Consider the following 16,681-nt stretch of genomic DNA (forward strand, 5'->3'; position numbering starts at 1 on the left):
AAGGTCTGAAGTACCCACCGATTTTTCATGCTTTCGCTAGTTGAGGTTCAAAAAATCATGAGTCGGTCGAAAAACAGACCTTTCCTGCCGTTAACTCATAGATCTTTCCTCTAATCGTGCTGTTCCAGGGGTGATTAGTCCGCATTACAGGTGCACCTCGCTCATACCCAGCAACCGGTTTCTCACCATCCGCAGGTTCGACAACGGGAGTAGCGTCGTTTGCTGAGCAATGTTTTTCGACAAGCCACGAAAGCGTACTTTCGTATAGCCGAACTGGCGCTTGATCACGCGAAACGGATGCTCAACCTTGACCCGCACCTATGCTTTCGCGTATTCGATCTTGCGTTGCATGCGACCGATCAAACTTTTCTTCGCATGCTTTTTATAGCTGCTTGGGCGGGCGGCAATCGACAAGATCATTTTGTGGCCCTGGTGCTCCGGCGCTTGTCCACTCCGGTGTAACCCGCATCGCCGTAGACGTAAGTTTCCTTGTCATGAAGCAACTGCTTGATTGATCCGGGGGGACTAATTTCCCGCATCGCTTGATTGCCCACATCCAGAGGAACGAGTTCGTCGGGCGAGCATCGCTCGGCGTGCCTATGTCGCCAAGGAAAGCAAAGGGCGCGAACGTGCGATTTTGGCCGGAGTGTCAGGGTAAGCCCCCAGACCATGCCAGCCCCATCGACCATCTGGTTTTTTATGGCGAAGTAACCAGCCTTTCTGCCCATTCGGTTTCACTCGAAAGTTCAAACCGTGACCGTCAAGCTCTCGATATTCCCGGGGCTCTGGCTCTAGGCTCGCGAGTGCGGTATCCGAAATAGGGCGTTTTTTGATGTCCGCACGCTTCATTTTTTGTACATCAGAGTTATGTGTTTTTTTCAGTGTGGGGCGTCAACGGAAATCATGCGGACACAAAAAAACCGGCTCAGAAGGCCGGTTTGTCTGGGCTTCAGCTGCTCGCCGGGATATGCGGGAACATGCTGGAACAAGGAAGTGGAGCGGGTGAAGGGAATCGAACCCTCGTTATCAGCTTGGGAAGCTGGAGTAATGCCATTATACGACACCCGCTCAGAGCGGCTGACTTTGTACCAGATGTGCGCGTGAAAATGAAGTTTTTCTTTGCGCGCGATGGCTTTAGCACGGGTGAAACGAAAGCATCGACCGCGTGCGGTCATTCGCGGGCAAGCCTCGCTCCTGCAGGAATGCGCTTAACGCTGCAGGGCTGAGCTTGCTCGCGATGACTCTGTTTCAGATTGCCAATGCATGGTGGTCCTGGACGTAGTGGTAACGCGGTCGGCTTTCTTGTTGCGTCGGTTTCAGAAAGCCCAGCAGTGCGTTGCGGCTGTCTCGGCAGGCGGCTTTGTGCTCCATGTCGAGAAAGTGCCCGGTGGCCTGCAGGGTGCTGAAGGTGCTGTGCTGCACGTGACCGGCGAACAGCTTTGCATCGGCGGCGGCGGTGTACTCGTCCCATTCGCCGTTCATGAACAGCACCGGCACGTTGATTTTCTTCGCCGCGTTCAGGTAGCACTGGCGGTCGCTGTTGAGCACGTCGCTGATGTGAAAATGCATCTGCCCGTATTCATGTTCGGCCAACGAACTGACGTGACGGTAGTTGAAGCGCTTGAACAGCGAGGGCAGGTGTTTGCCGATGGTGCTGTTCACCAGGTCACCGACCCGGTTACCGTCCCGGCTGCCGAGATAATCGACACCGCGCTCAAGGTAGTCGAGCATGTGCGCGTTGACCACCGGCGAGAACGAGCTGATCACGGCCTTTTCGATGCGCCGTGGCTGTTGGGCCAGGGCGACGAGCGTGGCGGCGCCACCAAAGGAAAACGACAGCACGTGTTCGGCGGCGAAGTGGTCGATCAGCTCAAGGAGGATCTGCCCTTCGATTTCCTTGGTCAGCATCTTCTCATGCAGGTTGTGAGCCTTGGACTTGCCCGCGTAGGGCTGGTCGTAGCACACCACATTGAACTCTGGGTAAAGGTTTTTCACGGTTTGGGCAAACGACGCAGTCGTGGACATCGAGCCGTTGACCAGAATAATGGTCTTCTCTGCGGCGTCTGCGCGATAGAACTCCGTGTAAACCCGATACTGACCCTGTATATCCAGCACAGCGATTTCTGGCCTCATGACATAAGACTCCTGGCAAGCGGGTATGCGCGCAAATCAGATTGCACGAGCTTTGTGACAGGTAGGCATACGCCTGGAATTTTGAAGGCCCATGTCGATCCATTGAAAGCCGGTCGACGGGTATTGTTATAAGCGGGCAGTTTGCCGGGGGAAGGCGGAACCTGAGGGTTCTCTGCCGGCAAAAAGTTTCTTAGAGTAGTTTTGTGACTCGTCGGTCACGTTTCGCGCCGACGTCCTGATTCAAGCAGGGGTCACGTCATCGCGCAAGTATCTTTCGCAAAATTTTCAGCGGCTTCTGCTGAGCGGTCGCCTGCTTAGATCATTCGGATCTCATCGCTGCTCAACGGCCGGTATTCGCCGGGCTTCAATGTGTCGTCGAGCACCAGCGGACCCATGCATTCGCGGTGCAGGCGCAACACCTTGTTGTCGAAGTGGCCGAACATCCGTTTAACCTGATGATAGCGGCCCTCGACGATGCTCAGGCGCGCAGATTTTGGCCCGAGTACGACCAGTTCGGCCGGTTGTGTGGTGAGGTCTTCGAAGGCGAAATACAGCCCTTTGGCGAAGGTGATCGCGTATTCGGCAGTGATCTCCTGCTCCGTCTCGACGTAGTAGACCTTGGGCAGTTTGGTCTGCGGTTGGGTCAGGCGTCGCGACCAGGTGCCATCGTTGGTGATCAGCATCAGGCCGGTGGTGTTGAAATCCAGGCGCCCGGCGATGTGCAGGTCATCCTTGTCCGGATCGCCAATCAGGTCGAGCACCGTCGGGTGTTGCGGGTCGCGGGTGGCACTGACGCAACCGGGTGGTTTGTGCAGCATGAAGTAGCGGGCCGGCTTGCCAGCCTGCAGCACCTCGTCGTCGACTTCCACGCGGCTGAATTCGAGTACCTCGGCGTGAGGGTCGCTAACGACTTCTCCGTCGACCCTGACGCGTTTTTCCACCAGCAACAGGCGTACCTGCTTGCGGTTGAAGCGGGGCAGGTTGCTGAGGAAGCGGTCAACGCGCATGGCTAGGGTTCGGTGGGGGGATTCGGTGGGAGAGCGCCGCGCATCTTACGTGATCGGCTCAGCGGCTGCTTGCAACTGCATCTCGACCTGGGCGCAGGCCGGGCACAGGCAGGACTTGTCGCGCAGCTCGGCGGGCAGTGCCTGGAGCACCGCCGGATCGATGCTGACGCCGTAGCACCAGCAGGCACGGTCGACGGTTCGCGGGTCAGCCAGGCTGCAGTCGTTGGAGGCGCCGCAGGCTGGGCAGAGGTCAGGTTTATTCATGAAGGGGCATTCGATTACGGCCGGTTTGCCTGGCCCGAGACCGCGCATGATCGGCCGGCAAGCACTCCTGCGCAAGCCGGCGATCCAGGAAATCAACGCCGATCGTTCAGATACGCACGCCACCCGCCCAAATGACTGATATCTACCGCCCCCTCCAAGCCATAGGGCTCACAGATAAACCCGCTCTCCCAACGCCCATCCGCCAGTTGTACCTTGCCCAACCCCAGCGGTGCCGGAATAGCGGTCAGGAACGAACCCAACTCACTGCTCGGCAACTCCCACACTTCCACCGCAATCGCCGCGCCACCTTCCTTCACTCGGACCATGCCCGGGCGATAGGGTGGGCCGCCGGCCAGGGCATACAGCCGATAGTCGGGGGAACTGTGAGTGGCTTCGAGCAAACGGGCTCCACGCAGCTGGAGTTGCCAGTTCAGCACCAGCCCATCCAGGTGCGCGCCGCAGACCACCAGCCGTGCGCGATCATTGCGTGCAATGTTCGTCGGCGCAGGCGCGGCCAAGCCTTGCTGACGTTGCAAGGCATCCGCCACGCTCAACAGATACTGATCGGTAAACGTCCGTCCGAACAACGTCACGCCCCATGGCAAACCATTGCCCATGAATCCGCTGGGCACGGCGACGGCGGCGTAATCGAGCAGGTTCATGAAGTTGGTGTAGTAGCCCAGTTCCGAGTTGCGCAGCACCGGTTCGGCCGCAAGCTCCGCCCGTGTCACCGGGCGGCCGATGGTGGGCGTGACCACGCAATCAAGGCCTTCCAGGGCTTTGTCGCACAGCGCTTTCAAGGCCTGCAGACGGTATTGGGCACGGAAGGTTTGCACGCCGGTCACCGCTGGCGCCTTGGCCAATACGGCGCGAATCACCGGCAGCACGGCTTGAGGATGTTGCTCCATCAACTCGCCGGCCACGCTGTAACGTTCCGCCACCCACGGCCCTTCATAGAGCAACCGCGCCGCTTCGAGAAACGGCGACAAATCCAGTTCGACCGCTTCACCGCCCATGGCTTTGAGTTGGTCGATGGCGTCACCGAAGAGCAACGGGCCTTCAGGGCAGCCGAAGAACGCCAGATCCTGCGCACGGGGTACGCCGAAAAGGAATGGACGCGGTGTGCCGAAGGCCGAGCCGTCATTCCACAGCGGATTACTGCGGCTGTATTCGTCCCGTGGATCGAGATGAGCGGTGAGCGCGAGCAACTGACTGGCTTCCCGGGCCGTGGCCGTGAAGGTCGTGACGCAATCGAGCGTTCGGCAGGCCGCAACCACACCGGCCGTGGAGATCAGCCCTTTGCTGGCTTTCAAACCGACCAGATTATTCAATGCCGCCGGCACCCGACCGGAACCTGCCGTGTCCGTGCCCAGGGAAAAACTCGCCACGCCGAGCGCCACCGCCAGTGAGGACCCGGCGCTGGAGCCGCCCGACGGATACTCCGGCAACACGCTGTTCGGGCAAGCGCCATACGGCGAGCGGCTGCCATTGAGGCCAGTGGCGAACTGGTCGAGATTGGTCTTGCCCAACGGAATCGCACCCAGTGCCAGCAGTTGCTCGACGATGGTTGCCGAACGTTCCGGCACATAAGCAAACGCCGGGCACGCTGCCGTGGTGGGAATGCCCGCCAGGTCGATGTTGTCCTTGATTGCGAACGGCACGCCGTACAGCGGCAGGCTGCCGGGGTCACGACCGTCGAGTGCGGCGAGGTACGGTTCCAGTTCCAGGGCGCTGAGCAAATGGATGAACAGGTGATAGTCCGGGTTCAGTGCCGCGGCTTTTTCCCGCAGGTTCAACAGCAGTTGCCGAGGCGTGGTGCTGCCGTCACGGTAAGCGTTGCGCAGGGCGTCGAGTTGCAGATTGATGTTCATGGCGTTAATCCTTTTTCAATGGCTTGAGTCGAGTTCCAGCACCACCACACGCTGCCCGGCGCGCACCGCCGAACCCGGTTGCACGCGAATCTCCCGTACCACGCCCGCCATGGGCGCGAGCAGCGGGATTTCCATCTTCATCGACTCCAGAATCACCAGCACATCCCCCGCCACGACCCGGCTGCCAGCCTGCACCTGAACCTGCCAGAGGTTGCCGGCGATGTGGCTATCGACGCTCTGTTGACCGTCGGCTAACGGTGCATCATCGGTCACTTCATGGGCCAACTCTTCGCTGTCGAAATGCGCCTGGCCGCTGGTGATCCAGCGTTCGCGCTCGGCGTTGAACGCGCTTTTTTGCTGATCCCGAAATGCCGCGATGCTCTGGGCTTCTTTCGCCAAAAACGCCTGGTAATCCGCCAGATTCAGCTGACTGTGTTCGATGTTCAGATCAAATCGCCCAAGCGGGAAATCCCGACGAATGCGCAACAGTTCATCGGCGCTCACAGGGTAGAACCGGATCTGGTCGAAGAAGCGCAGCAGCCACGGCTTGCCATCGAACGCGGAGACTTCGCGATAGCGATTCCACATCTGCAGCGTACGGCCGACGAACTGATAACCACCCGGGCCTTCCATGCCGTACACGCACATGTAGGCGCCGCCGATGCCTACCGAATTTTCCGCGGTCCAGGTGCGGGCCGGGTTGTACTTGGTCGTCACCAGACGATGCCGAGGATCGAGCGGGGTGGCGACCGGTGCGCCGAGGTAGACATCGCCCAGGCCCATCACCAGATAGCTGGCGTCGAACACTGTGCGTTGCACTTCGTCGAGGTTCGGCAGGTCGTTGATGCGGCGGATGAACTCCAGATTGCTCGGGCACCAGGGCGCGTCTTTACGCACGGTGGTCATGTATTTCTCGATCGCCAACTGGCAGGCCGGGTCATCCCAGGACAGTGGCAGATGGACGATGCGCGAGGGCACCTGCAGGTCCTTGGCGGCACACACCGCGTCCCATTCACCGGCGACAATGCCCAGCAGATCGGCCAGCGGCAATTGCTCCGGTTGGTAATGCACCTGCAGTGAGCGAATGCCCGGCGTCAGGTCGATCACGCCGTGCAGGTTTTTGCTTTCCAGCGCCTGCATCAGCGCGTGGGCGCGAAAGCGCAGGACCAGGTCCAGTTCGGGGGCACCGATTTCCAATAACAAATGAGTGTCGCCCGACAGACGTGCAACCAGCTGCGTATTCCCCTGACCCAAATCCAACACCACAGGCGACACAATCCCCTGTGGGAGCGGGCTTGCTCGCGAAGGGGCCAGATCAGGCACCACATCAACTTCTTCGTGAGCAAGCCCACTCCCACATTGATCCCATTTCAGGGCGAGGTTGCGGGCGGTCCTGAGATCGACCGGCAAAAACTGCACCTTGTCCCCAGCCTTGAGCTGCCCCAGCTGCCAAAGGTCCGCCTCGATCACCGTCACCGGGCAGACAAAGCCGCCCAAGCTCGGGCCATCCGGCCCCAGAATCACTGGCATGTCCCCCGTGAAATCCACCGCGCCAATGGCGTACGGATTGTCATGAATATTCGACGGATGTAATCCTGCTTCACCACCGTCGGCCCGCACCCACTCAGGCTTCGGCCCGATCAGCCGCACACCGGTGCGGCTGGAATTGAAGTGCACTTCCCACTGCGTGGCGAAGAAGGTGCCGATGTAGTTTTCGGTGAAATATTCCGGGGCGCCGTGCGGGCCGTAAATCACCCGAATCTGCCGCACGGCAGGCAACTCGGTAACGTGCTGGATCGCCAGGTTTTGCCCGGCGCTGTGGTCGCTCAAGGCCGGAATATGCAATACGTCCCCAGCACGCAATGCACGACCGGCATGGCCACCAAACTGGCCGAGGGTGAAGGTACTTTTGCTACCCAGATAATCCGGCACTTGCACGCCGCCGCGCAGGCACAGATAGCTGCGCGCGCCTGCACCGCCAATGGTGCCGAAGCTCAAAGTGGCACCGGCGGGAATCAACAGTGCGGTATTCATCGGCACCACTTCACCGTTCAGCATCAACGCAATCACCGCACCCGTAACGGCCACCACCGCCTCACAATTGAAACGCAGCAGCGGCCCGCTCATGGTGATTTCCAGCGCTGCTGCACCTTCATCATTACCCAGCAAGCGATTGCCCACACGCAGTGCCCGGCTGTCCATCGGCCCCGATGGCGGCACGCCCACCGCCCAGTAACCGAGGCGTCCCGGATAGTCCTGAACGCTGGTCTGCGTACCGGCGCTGAGCACTTCAAAGGTGTTGGCTTGATAGACCAGATCTTCCAGGCAACGGGTCCACGGCTGGCCGCTGGCAAAGGGTGTATCGAGCAGAATCTGCCGCAAGTAATCGCGGTTGGTTTCCACCCCGTACAGCAGGCTGTCGCCCAGAGCCTGATGCAGATCGGCGCGTGCTGCTTCGCGAGTCGGTGCCCAGCTGATGACCTTGGCGATCATCGGATCGAAGTACGGCGGGATCTCGCAACCGGCCTCGACCCACGTGTCGATGCGCAGGTGTTTGCCATCGGTAACCGGGAAATCGACGGCAGTGAGCAGACCGGGACTCGGCTGGAAATCCCGGCCAGGATCTTCGGCATAGAGTCGTGCCTGAATCGCATGACCGTCGGCTTTCAACCCCTGACTCAACTCGCGCAGCGGCGGCAAATCACCGGCCGCCAGTTCCACCATCCAGCGCACCAGATCCACGCCCCACACTTGTTCGGTGACGCCGTGCTCCACCTGCAATCGGGTGTTCACTTCAAGAAAGTAGAAGCGCTGGGCATCGCTGTCGAAGACGAACTCCACAGTGCCCGCGCTGCGGTAATTCACCGCTTTGGCCAGTTTGATGGCCGCTGCACAGAGTTCCTCGGCCATACCCTCGGGCAGGTTCGGCGCCGGGGTTTCTTCCAGGACTTTCTGGTTGCGTCGCTGCACCGAGCAGTCGCGCACGCCGAGGGTAAGCACCTCGCCCTGGCCGTCGCCGAACACCTGCACCTCCAGGTGCCGGGCGCGCTGGATGTACTTCTCGATGAACACGCCGGCGTCGCTGAAATTGTTCTGACCAAGGCGTTTGACGGCTTCGAATGATTCGCTCAATTCAGCAGCGCTGCGGCACACGCGCATACCGATGCCGCCCCCGCCGGCGGTGCTTTTGAGCATCACCGGGTAGCCGACCTGTTCGCCCGCTATCAACGCTGCATCGAGGCTATCGAGCAGCTCGGTGCCGTCGAGCATTGGCACGCCGTGTTGCTTGGCCAGTGCGCGGGCGGTGTGCTTGAGGCCGAACACCCGCAATTGCTCCGGTGTGGGGCCGATGAAGGCGATGTCGGCGGCTTCGCAGGCTTGGGCGAATGCGGCGTTTTCCGAGAGAAAACCGTAACCGGGATGAATCGCCGTGGCGCCGCTGGATTTGGCGATGGCGAGGATTTTGTCGACCGCCAGATAAGTGCCAGCCGCCGCTCCTTCGCCCAGGCTATGGGCTTCATCGGCTTGCAGGATATGCAGGCTGGCAACATCGGCTTCGGAGTAAATGGCAACGCCCTTGACCTGCAATTCACCCAAGGTACGCAAGATGCGACAGGCAATGGCGCCGCGGTTGGCAATGAGGACTTTTTCGAACATGGCATAACCCCCGGAGGCGATAAAGCATCAGCCTCGACCTGGGATGCGGGCCGTCCCGCAGTTTTTCGATAGGCGCCGAGGTCGTCCTCGGCGGCAGAGTTACTAAATTTGAAACCACCGCTGACCCCCTGTGGGAGCGAGCTTGCTCGCGATAGCGGTGTATCAGTCGACATCAATGGTGAATGTGCTGACGCCATCGCGAGCAGGCTCGCTCCCACATTGGGTTGAGGGTGTTCTTCTATTTGAGGCACTGGCCTGAACGGGCCTGACACAAGACAAACAACCACCGCCGCAATCGCGAAAATTTCAGTTCCATACCAATAACTCCGCAGGCGTCGGGTTGTAGGCGTTGCATGGGTTGTTCAGTTGCGGGCAGTTGGAGATCAGCACGATCACGTCCATCTCGGCCCGCAGGTCGACGTATTTGCCCGGCGCCGAAATCCCGTCTTCGAACGTCAGGCCACCGTCGGCCGTCACCGGCACGTTCATGAAGAAGTTGATGTTCGGCCCGATGTCTCCCTTGCCCAGCCGACCATCGTGGGCACAGGCGCGCAGGTAGTTGTCGCGGCAGCTGTGCATGTAGCGTTTCTCCAACGCATAACGCACGGTGTTGCTCTCTTGGGCGCAGGCACCGCCGAGGGTGTCGTGACGCCCGCAAGTGTCGGCGACGATGGTCAACATCGGTTTGCCGAGGTTGGAATAGAGCACGCTGCCGGTGCTCAGGTAGACGCTGTTCTGCCGACGCAACGTGCGCTGTACGTCATAGCGCTCCTTGGGATTGGCGAGGCTGTAGAACAACGTGTCGACGGCCTGATTGCCTTCCAGGTCGAGGATGCGCAAGGTCTGGCCGGCCTTGACCTCCATCACCCAGGGTTCGCCGGCGGGGATGGTGGCACGGTAGATCGCGGTTTCAGGCAGCTGTTGAGCGGTGGCGATAGCAAGTGACATGGCAGCGATCCTCAGGCGAACAGACGGTCTGTGTTGATGAAGCCGCGCTCGTTTTCCGGGCGCGAGGTGCGGCAGTGTTCGGCGACACTTGCATCGGCGTTCATCCAGCTGAGCTTCAGCGGTTTGGGTGCGTACTCAGGCGCCGGATCCATCGGATGTTGCAGCGCGGTGAGCACCACCAGGGTGTCCATCGGCGCGTACAACTCGATGTAGTCACCGGCCTTGGAATGGCCTTCGACGAAGTGGAAATGCCCGGCCCCATCGACGTTCACGCGGCTGAACAGGTTGAGGGTCATCAGCAGGTCGGACAGGCCCAACCCCCATTTGCCCAGTTCCACCAACAGGTTGTCGGTGCCGTTGCGGAAGAAGCCATTGCGCAGTTCCTGATAGCGGCCCGCGCCGTACTTTTGCGCGACCTCTTCAGCGCACAGCACGCCGCCGAGGCTGTCGCTCCAGCCGCAGGTGTCGGCAGTGATTGCCGCCAATACGCGGCCCATGTCCGAGTACAGGCAATGGCCAGTGGTGAGCTTGGCGGTGTGTTGGCATTTGAGGCTGTCGGGCAAGTTCAGGCGTTCGGTTTTTTCGTTGGCGTTGAGTAGCGTCAGGCTGACATTGGCACCGCCGCGCAGGTCGGTCAGGCGCAGCAATTGGCCGCGTTTCAGAACGAAGGAACGATGGCCGCCGCCAGGGAGCATTTCTTCGGCGAAGGGCGGGAACAGCTGGGTCGAATCAGTCATGTGTAGATTCCTCTAAGCGATGCGAAGCGAACCTGCCAACGGAGCCGGCAGGGCGTCGACGGCGGCGCGATTGGCGCGGCGGTCGCTGTTCAAAGGGATGTCGTAGGTGATGCGTGCACCATAGGCGCCGGGGGAGTGCGGATCGATGCGGACCTTGTCGAACACCAGCAAACGGGTGCCGAGGCTGAAACCTTCGGACAGGTCATGGGTGACCATGAACACTGTCAGCTGGGTCTCGCGCCACAGTTCCAGCAGCAAGCCGTGCATGTCCTTGCGGATGCCCGGATCGAGCGCGCCGAAGGGTTCGTCGAGCAACAGCACGCGCGGCTTCATGATCAGCGCCTGGGCGATTGCCAGCCGTTGCTGCATACCGCCGGAGAGCTGCGCCGGATATTTGTCCAGCGAGTGACCGAGGCCGACTTTGTGCAGCAGCACCGAAGCCTGTTCCCGCGCCTCGCGTTTGGCGCTGCCGAACAACCGCCCCAGCAGGGGCGAGCGCGGCAGTTCGAGGCCAATGGCGACGTTGTCCAGCACGCTCAAGTGCGGGAACACCGAGTAGCGCTGGAATACCACGCCGCGGCTGGCATCCGGTTCGCTGGCCAGGGCCTGGCCGTCGAGCAGAATTTCGCCGCGACTGGCCCGTTCCTGGCCCAGCAATAGCCGCAGGAAAGTCGACTTACCGCAACCTGACGCACCGACCAAGGTGCAGAACTCACCCTCGTTGACGTTCAGGTTCAGACCTTCGAGCACTACCTGATCGGCGTATTGCTGCCAGACGTTTTTCACGGTGATGAAGCTCATGCGCGGGCCCCCTCATACCAAGGAAAAGCACGCTGGGTCAGGCGTTTCAGGCCCCAGTCCATCAGCCAGGCAAGCAGGGTGATCCAGACGACATACGGCAGGATCACGTCCATCGCCAGGTAGCGGCGCACCAGGAAAATCCGGTAGCCGAGACCATCGGTGGAGGCGATGGCTTCGGCAGCGATCAGGAACAACCACGCCGAACCCAGCATCAGTCGCAGCGAGATCAACAGGCGCGGTAACAATTGCGGCAGCACCACGCGCAGCATCAAGGTCCAGGTCGAAGCGCCAAGCGTCTGCGCCTTGATCAGCAACTCGACGGGAATTTCCCGGGCGCGCTGTTCCAGGTCCCGGGCCAGGCACGGGGTGATACCGATCACGATCAGCATCACTTTCGACAACTCCCCCAGCCCGAACACGATGAACAGAATCGGCAGGATCGCCAGTGGCGGCACCATCGACAGCACCGTGAGTACCGGCGACAACGGTGCGCCAAACAGCGGCAGGGTCCCGGCGGCGATGCCCAGGCACAGCCCGGCCAATGCACTGATGCCGAGGCCGATGACCAGCCGTCGCAGGCTGGCGGCGCTGTCTTGCCAGAGCAGGTATTCACCGGTGCGGGTGTCGGCGGTGAAGGCCAGGCGTTTCACCGCGTCGCTCATCTGCACGGCACTGGGCAGCAGTTTGTCGTTGGGGTTGTCCATCAGCCGATCGGCCGAGCCCATGAAGTAGGCGAACAACACCAGGGCGAACGGCAGGATCACCAACAGCAGGCGACTCGGGCGATCCGGGTGGCGATTGATCAGGCGCATGGCCTAGTCCTCCGTTATTACAACTTGGAGTCGGCAGCCATCTGCACATAGCTCGGGTCGAAGCGCAGCTTGAGGTTGGCCTTGTCGCCGCTGGTCACGCCATTGGCGAAGGCCATGCCGATGGCACTGGTGTCCTTGGCGCCTTCACCCAGCAAGCCGTGCTGAAAGGAGAACTCGGCGACCTTGCGCATGGTGTCGGGCAATTGCTTGCTGGTGGAAAACGCCAAGGCTTCCTGGGGGGTGGCGAACAGCTTGGTGGTGTCGAGTTGCGCCTGGAAACCGGCCAGGTCGGTGCCCGAGGCTTTGGCCATGTGTTCGAGGGCAGCTTTGCTGGCGGCGTTTTTGGCGTTCATCAATTCCACCACTTCGAACCAGGCGCCGGTCAGCGCTTTGCCCAGCGCAGGGTTGTCTTTGAGGGTGGCGCTGTTGACCACCATCATGTCCATGATTTCGCCGGGGACCTGGCTGGAGTTGAAGACTTCAGTCACGCCAGGCTTGGCCTTGATGTCCGAAAGCATCGGGTTCCAGGTGGTGACGGCGTTGACCTGATCGGTGTTGAAGGCGGCCGAAATGTCGGCGTCGGAAGTGTTGACCACTTTCAGGTCTTTCTCGGTGAGGTCCACCGAATCCAGAGCACGGGCCAACAGGTAATGGGAGACAGAGAGCTCAACCAGATTGACGTCCATACCCTTGAGGTCGGCGACTTTCTTGCCTTCGCCTTTGAGCACGATACCGTCGTTGCCATTGGAGAAGTCGCTGACGATCAGCGCTGTGCTGTCGACGCCACCGGCCGCCGGAATGGTCAGCGCATCCATGTTGGTCATGGTGCAGCCGTCAAACTGGCCGGCGGTGTATTGGTTGATGGATTCGACGTAATCGTTGAGCTGCACCACATCGATTTTGATGCCGTACTTTTTCGCCCATTTGTCGACGATGCCTTGGCTGCCGGCATATTCCCAGGGCATCCAGCCGGCATAAATAGTCCAGCAGACGCTGAAATGGTCTTTCTGTGCGGCTTGGGACGAGACGCTCACGAGGGCTGCAAAAGCAGCGGCAAGCAGGGTGGGTAAACGAAGTCGGGACATGGGATGGTTCTCCAGTTGATCAAGGGCGGACAGGAAGGCAGCGGCACCGCGAACGGTGGCTTGTCTCCCGGGCTTTTGTCCCGCCGTGTAACCTCAACTGGAGGTCGCCAACTCTCGGACCAGCCACTCGCCTAAGCGAGCCGGAACCCTAGTCAGCCATTGCAAATTGTGGTGCCGCGAACCTGTGATGACTCCTGCACGCCTTTGGTTAAGCGAGAGCCGTGCCAAGTCGGCTTGAGCCCTCTGGGTTGGGGCATGCAGGGAAGAGGGCGGATAAAGGGGGCGTGCGCCTTGCCTTGTCATGGTGCGTTGGCGCGCAACCGTGCACCGTAGATGGACGGGCTGGCCGCTGATCTGAAGGCCGATACCGTTTGGCACTCGGTGCAGGTTTGAAAGTCAAAACAGGTGTGAGTCGACTGCTGTTGCAGGTCTTTCAGGAGGCCTCCATGTTCTGTCAAAAAAAGCTCCGCCAAATGTTGCTCAGCGTGTTTTTTGGTTTGGGCCTGTCCGGCTGTTACTACTATGCAGGTGGCGGTGATATTTATCCGACACCCTATTACTATCCCGGCTATTACTACTCACCTTACTACTACGGCGGCCCGCGTTTTTACGGCGGCTATCGTTACTATTATTTCAGTGGTCCCCGTCATTACCATCACGGCGGGCACTATCGCGGGCACCGTTGATCAGCTCATGAATGCAACGGCGCGTCCGGCTACCCGGACGCGCCGTTTTCTTGTGTGAAAGATGAAGAACCTTTCATCGGCTACTTGTTTCAACGTGTTACAGGAACGCACCAGATTCCGAATTCACTGTCTGATCTTTCGACAGTTGTGAACAATTGACTGTCGCCTGCCAGCGTCGCTGGTATGGCTCACTCGCGGTCCAGGAGGCCGCCATGCTCTGTCAAAAAAAGCTCCACCAAATTCTGCTGATTGCTCTATTGGGATTGTTTCTTGGTGCGTGCGTACCCTATTCCGACGGAGGAGACAGCTACTACCGTTCCGAGGTTTACACGTCCCCAGCGCCGTATTACTCCGGTGGCGGGTCTTACTACTCCGATAGCCGTTACTATTCCGCCCCGAGCAGGTATTACTCACCGCCTGCACGGTATTACCAACCAACGCCGCGTTATTACCACCAGCCGCGGGTTTATCAATCGGCACCGCGCTATTACGACTACCGCGGCTATCAGAATCGTGGATGGGACCGTCATGACCGTAGGGGCTGGGATGGCCGTCACCGCAGCGGTCGGGGTGATGACTATCGAGGCCACAGCAGGTCGGATCATCGTGGCGGTAGGGGCGATCACCGTGATGGCGATCGGGATGGCCGTGGCAATCGCTGGTAAACACTCAATAAAAAAGCGGCGCATGAAGCGCCGCTTTTTTTGTGCCTGAATTTTCAGTATTCCGATAAATCCGCCAGAGGATGCCGTCCTTCCCAGACCTTATGGAAATGCGCCTCCACCGCCGCCTCCGGCACAGTATTGATGTCCGGCCAGTGCCAATGAGGTTTCTGGTCCTTGTCGATCAACCGCGCCCGCACACCTTCGCTGAACTCCGGATGACGGCAGCAATTGAGGCTCATGGTGTATTCCATCTGAAAGACTTGAGCCAACGAAAGATGCCGGGCGCGAACGATCTGTTCCCACACCAGATGAGCGGTCAGGGGCGAGCCTTCAGCCATGGTTTTGGCGGCACGACCGAGCAGCGGGTCGGAATGATCGCGCAGCGTACTGATGGCTTTCCAGGCGCAACGAACGTCGCTGACATCCAGCAGTTCGTCGATCAGCTCGCGTCGAGGCAGCCACTGCGCCTCGGGCAGCTGCGTGATCGCTTCCTGCTGCAAGGCCTTGAGCAGGCTGTTGAGCTGCATGGCTGTCTGTTCCTGCCAATTCAATTGCAGCAAACCCTCGATCAACTCATGCTGTTGATCATCGCGCAGGAAGCGGTCAGCGAGGTCCAGATCGATCGCATCGCGACCGTTTATCTGGGCGCCGGTCAGGCCGAGAAACAATCCGAGCTTGCCGGGCAACCGCGCCAGAAACCAACTGGCGCCGACGTCCGGGTACAAGCCGATGCCGATCTCCGGCATCGCCAGCCGGCTGCTTGGCGTGACGATCCGAATGCTCGCCCCTTGCAGCAGCCCCATGCCACCGCCCAGCACGTAACCATGCCCCCAACAGATCAGCGGTTTCGGGTAGGTGTGCAGGTTGAAGTCGAGGCGATATTCTGCCGCAAAGAAGTGTGCAGCCAAGGGCGGCACTTCGCCGGGAAGGGCGCGACATGCCTCCACCAGGCTGCGTACTTCCCCGCCGGCGCAAAAAGCTTTAGTGCCATTGCCGCGCAGCAGCACGCAAACGATCTGTGGCTCCTTGGCCCAGGCGTCCAGTTGATCGCGCAGGGCGTTGATCATCGGCAAGGAGAGGGCGTTGAGGGACTTTTCGGCATCCAGGCTGGCGATGCCGATGCGTGCGCCGTCGGTGCCGGTGAGTTCTTCGAAGTGCAGATTCATCGTGACCTCGATCGGTAAATTGAGCGTTTAGTATGATCGCTCTATAGGAAAGTGCCGGATCTGCGTCAGATCAATTGACAAGCGTGATGGGCTTTCCTAGGGTTCGCCCCATTGTTTTTGCCGGATGTAACCATGACTGCTGACGACCGTATCAAACTCGAACCGAGCTGGAAGGAGGCACTGCGTGCCGAATTCGACCAGCCTTACATGGCAGAGTTGCGCACATTCCTGCAACAGGAGCGCGCGGCGGGCAAAGAGATCTATCCTCCCGGACCAATGATCTTCAACGCGCTCAATTCCACGCCGCTGGACAAGGTCAAAGTGGTCATCCTCGGTCAGGACCCTTATCACGGCCCGGGTCAGGCCCATGGGTTGTGCTTCTCGGTGCAACCGGGCGTACCGGCGCCGCCATCGCTGGTGAACATCTATAAAGAGTTGAAGCGCGACCTGAACATCGACATTCCCAATCACGGCTACCTGCAGAGTTGGGCAGAGCAGGGCGTGTTGATGCTCAACACCACCATGACCGTGGAACGCGCGAATGCCAACGCCCATGCGGGCAAGGGCTGGCAATATTTTACCGACCGGATTATTGAAGTGGTCAGCGAACATCAACCACATTTGGTATTCCTGCTGTGGGGGGCGCATGCCCAGAGCAAGCAGAAACTCATCGACGCCACCAAACACCTGGTGCTGACCTCGGTCCACCCCTCGCCGTTGTCCGCCTATCGCGGTTTCCTCGGCTGCGGGCACTTCAGCCGGGCGAACAAGTTTCTGGAACAGAATGGCGAGACGCCGATCGAGTGGCGATTGCCGTCGGTCTGAAGATTGCCTTCGCGGGCAAGCCTC

The 16,681-nt window shown here is 60.0% G+C and carries 14 protein-coding genes, 1 tRNA gene, 2 pseudogenes and 1 riboswitch; of the genes and pseudogenes, 3 read left to right on the forward strand and 14 right to left on the reverse strand.

All coding sequences use genetic code 11. The features are described 5' to 3' along the window. Positions 1 to 144: 144 nt before the first annotated feature. From IB250_RS12780 to IB250_RS12840, 13 genes and pseudogenes are all read right to left on the reverse strand, one after another. A pseudogene (locus tag IB250_RS12780) lies at positions 145 to 512 on the reverse strand (transposase); the annotation flags it as partial. Positions 513 to 621: 109 nt separating this feature from the next. Further along, positions 622 to 849: pseudogene (locus IB250_RS12785) on the reverse strand (Arm DNA-binding domain-containing protein); the annotation flags it as partial. Positions 850 to 994: 145 nt separating this feature from the next. Then, positions 995 to 1,068: transfer RNA gene (locus IB250_RS12790), tRNA-Gly, on the reverse strand. A 180-nt stretch (positions 1,069 to 1,248) separates the two neighbouring features. Then, a complete protein-coding gene (locus IB250_RS12795) occupies positions 1,249 to 2,133 on the reverse strand; it encodes an alpha/beta fold hydrolase (RefSeq protein ID WP_123499126.1) in 885 nt (294 codons plus the stop codon). A 314-nt stretch (positions 2,134 to 2,447) separates the two neighbouring features. Next, the gene (locus IB250_RS12800) at positions 2,448 to 3,140 is read right to left on the reverse strand and encodes a pseudouridine synthase (protein ID WP_192344343.1); all 693 of its coding nucleotides are present in this window, start codon (positions 3,138 to 3,140) and stop codon (positions 2,448 to 2,450) included. Positions 3,141 to 3,185: 45 nt separating this feature from the next. Further along, positions 3,186 to 3,404, reverse strand: a complete 219-nt coding sequence (locus IB250_RS12805) for a cysteine-rich CWC family protein (RefSeq protein WP_032836298.1) — start codon at positions 3,402 to 3,404, stop codon at positions 3,186 to 3,188. Between the two features lie 92 nt (positions 3,405 to 3,496). Beyond that, complete coding sequence (atzF, locus tag IB250_RS12810; protein ID WP_192344344.1) at positions 3,497 to 5,275, reverse strand: allophanate hydrolase; 1,779 nt, start codon at positions 5,273 to 5,275, stop codon at positions 3,497 to 3,499. Positions 5,276 to 5,290: 15 nt separating this feature from the next. After that, positions 5,291 to 8,932 (reverse strand): urea carboxylase, encoded by a 3,642-nt coding sequence (uca, locus tag IB250_RS12815; RefSeq protein WP_192344345.1) that lies wholly within the window; start codon positions 8,930 to 8,932, stop codon positions 5,291 to 5,293. Between the two features lie 306 nt (positions 8,933 to 9,238). Further along, positions 9,239 to 9,880, reverse strand: coding sequence for an urea amidolyase associated protein UAAP2 (locus IB250_RS12820; RefSeq protein ID WP_192344346.1), 642 nt, complete (start codon positions 9,878 to 9,880; stop codon positions 9,239 to 9,241). A gap of 11 nt (positions 9,881 to 9,891) precedes the next feature. Beyond that, complete coding sequence (locus IB250_RS12825) at positions 9,892 to 10,617, reverse strand: urea amidolyase associated protein UAAP1 (RefSeq protein WP_192344347.1); 726 nt, start codon at positions 10,615 to 10,617, stop codon at positions 9,892 to 9,894. 12 nt (positions 10,618 to 10,629) lie between these two features. Then, positions 10,630 to 11,418 (reverse strand): ABC transporter ATP-binding protein, encoded by a 789-nt coding sequence (locus IB250_RS12830; protein ID WP_192344348.1) that lies wholly within the window; start codon positions 11,416 to 11,418, stop codon positions 10,630 to 10,632. After that, entirely contained in the window at positions 11,415 to 12,230 is an 816-nt protein-coding gene (locus IB250_RS12835) for an ABC transporter permease (protein ID WP_192344349.1), read from the reverse strand. Before IB250_RS12835 ends, IB250_RS12830 begins: the two co-directional genes overlap by 4 nt. Positions 12,231 to 12,247: 17 nt before the next feature. Continuing rightward, positions 12,248 to 13,315, reverse strand: coding sequence for a putative urea ABC transporter substrate-binding protein (locus tag IB250_RS12840; RefSeq protein ID WP_192344350.1), 1,068 nt, complete (start codon positions 13,313 to 13,315; stop codon positions 12,248 to 12,250). Between the two features lie 62 nt (positions 13,316 to 13,377). Continuing rightward, positions 13,378 to 13,478: riboswitch (guanidine-I (ykkC/yxkD leader) on the reverse strand. 283 nt (positions 13,479 to 13,761) lie between these two features. On the opposite strand from IB250_RS12840, the gene IB250_RS12845 reads away from it, so the two are divergent. Then, positions 13,762 to 14,001, forward strand: coding sequence for a hypothetical protein (locus tag IB250_RS12845; RefSeq protein ID WP_192344449.1), 240 nt, complete (start codon positions 13,762 to 13,764; stop codon positions 13,999 to 14,001). 212 nt (positions 14,002 to 14,213) lie between these two features. After that, positions 14,214 to 14,666: a hypothetical protein gene (locus IB250_RS28695; protein WP_225603452.1), complete on the forward strand. Its 453-nt coding sequence runs from the start codon at positions 14,214 to 14,216 to the stop codon at positions 14,664 to 14,666. Positions 14,667 to 14,719: 53 nt separating this feature from the next. Here IB250_RS28695 and IB250_RS12855 read toward each other — a convergent pair whose 3' ends face one another. Continuing rightward, positions 14,720 to 15,832, reverse strand: coding sequence for an enoyl-CoA hydratase/isomerase family protein (locus IB250_RS12855; RefSeq protein WP_192344352.1), 1,113 nt, complete (start codon positions 15,830 to 15,832; stop codon positions 14,720 to 14,722). 132 nt (positions 15,833 to 15,964) lie between these two features. Here IB250_RS12855 and ung point away from each other — a divergent pair, with 132 nt between their 5' ends. Beyond that, the gene (gene ung, locus IB250_RS12860) at positions 15,965 to 16,657 is read left to right on the forward strand and encodes a uracil-DNA glycosylase (protein ID WP_008074486.1); all 693 of its coding nucleotides are present in this window, start codon (positions 15,965 to 15,967) and stop codon (positions 16,655 to 16,657) included. Positions 16,658 to 16,681: the final 24 nt, after the last annotated feature.

Source organism: Pseudomonas sp. PDM09 (assembly GCF_014852305.1).
In the GTDB taxonomy this organism is placed as follows: Bacteria; Pseudomonadota; Gammaproteobacteria; order Pseudomonadales; family Pseudomonadaceae; genus Aquipseudomonas.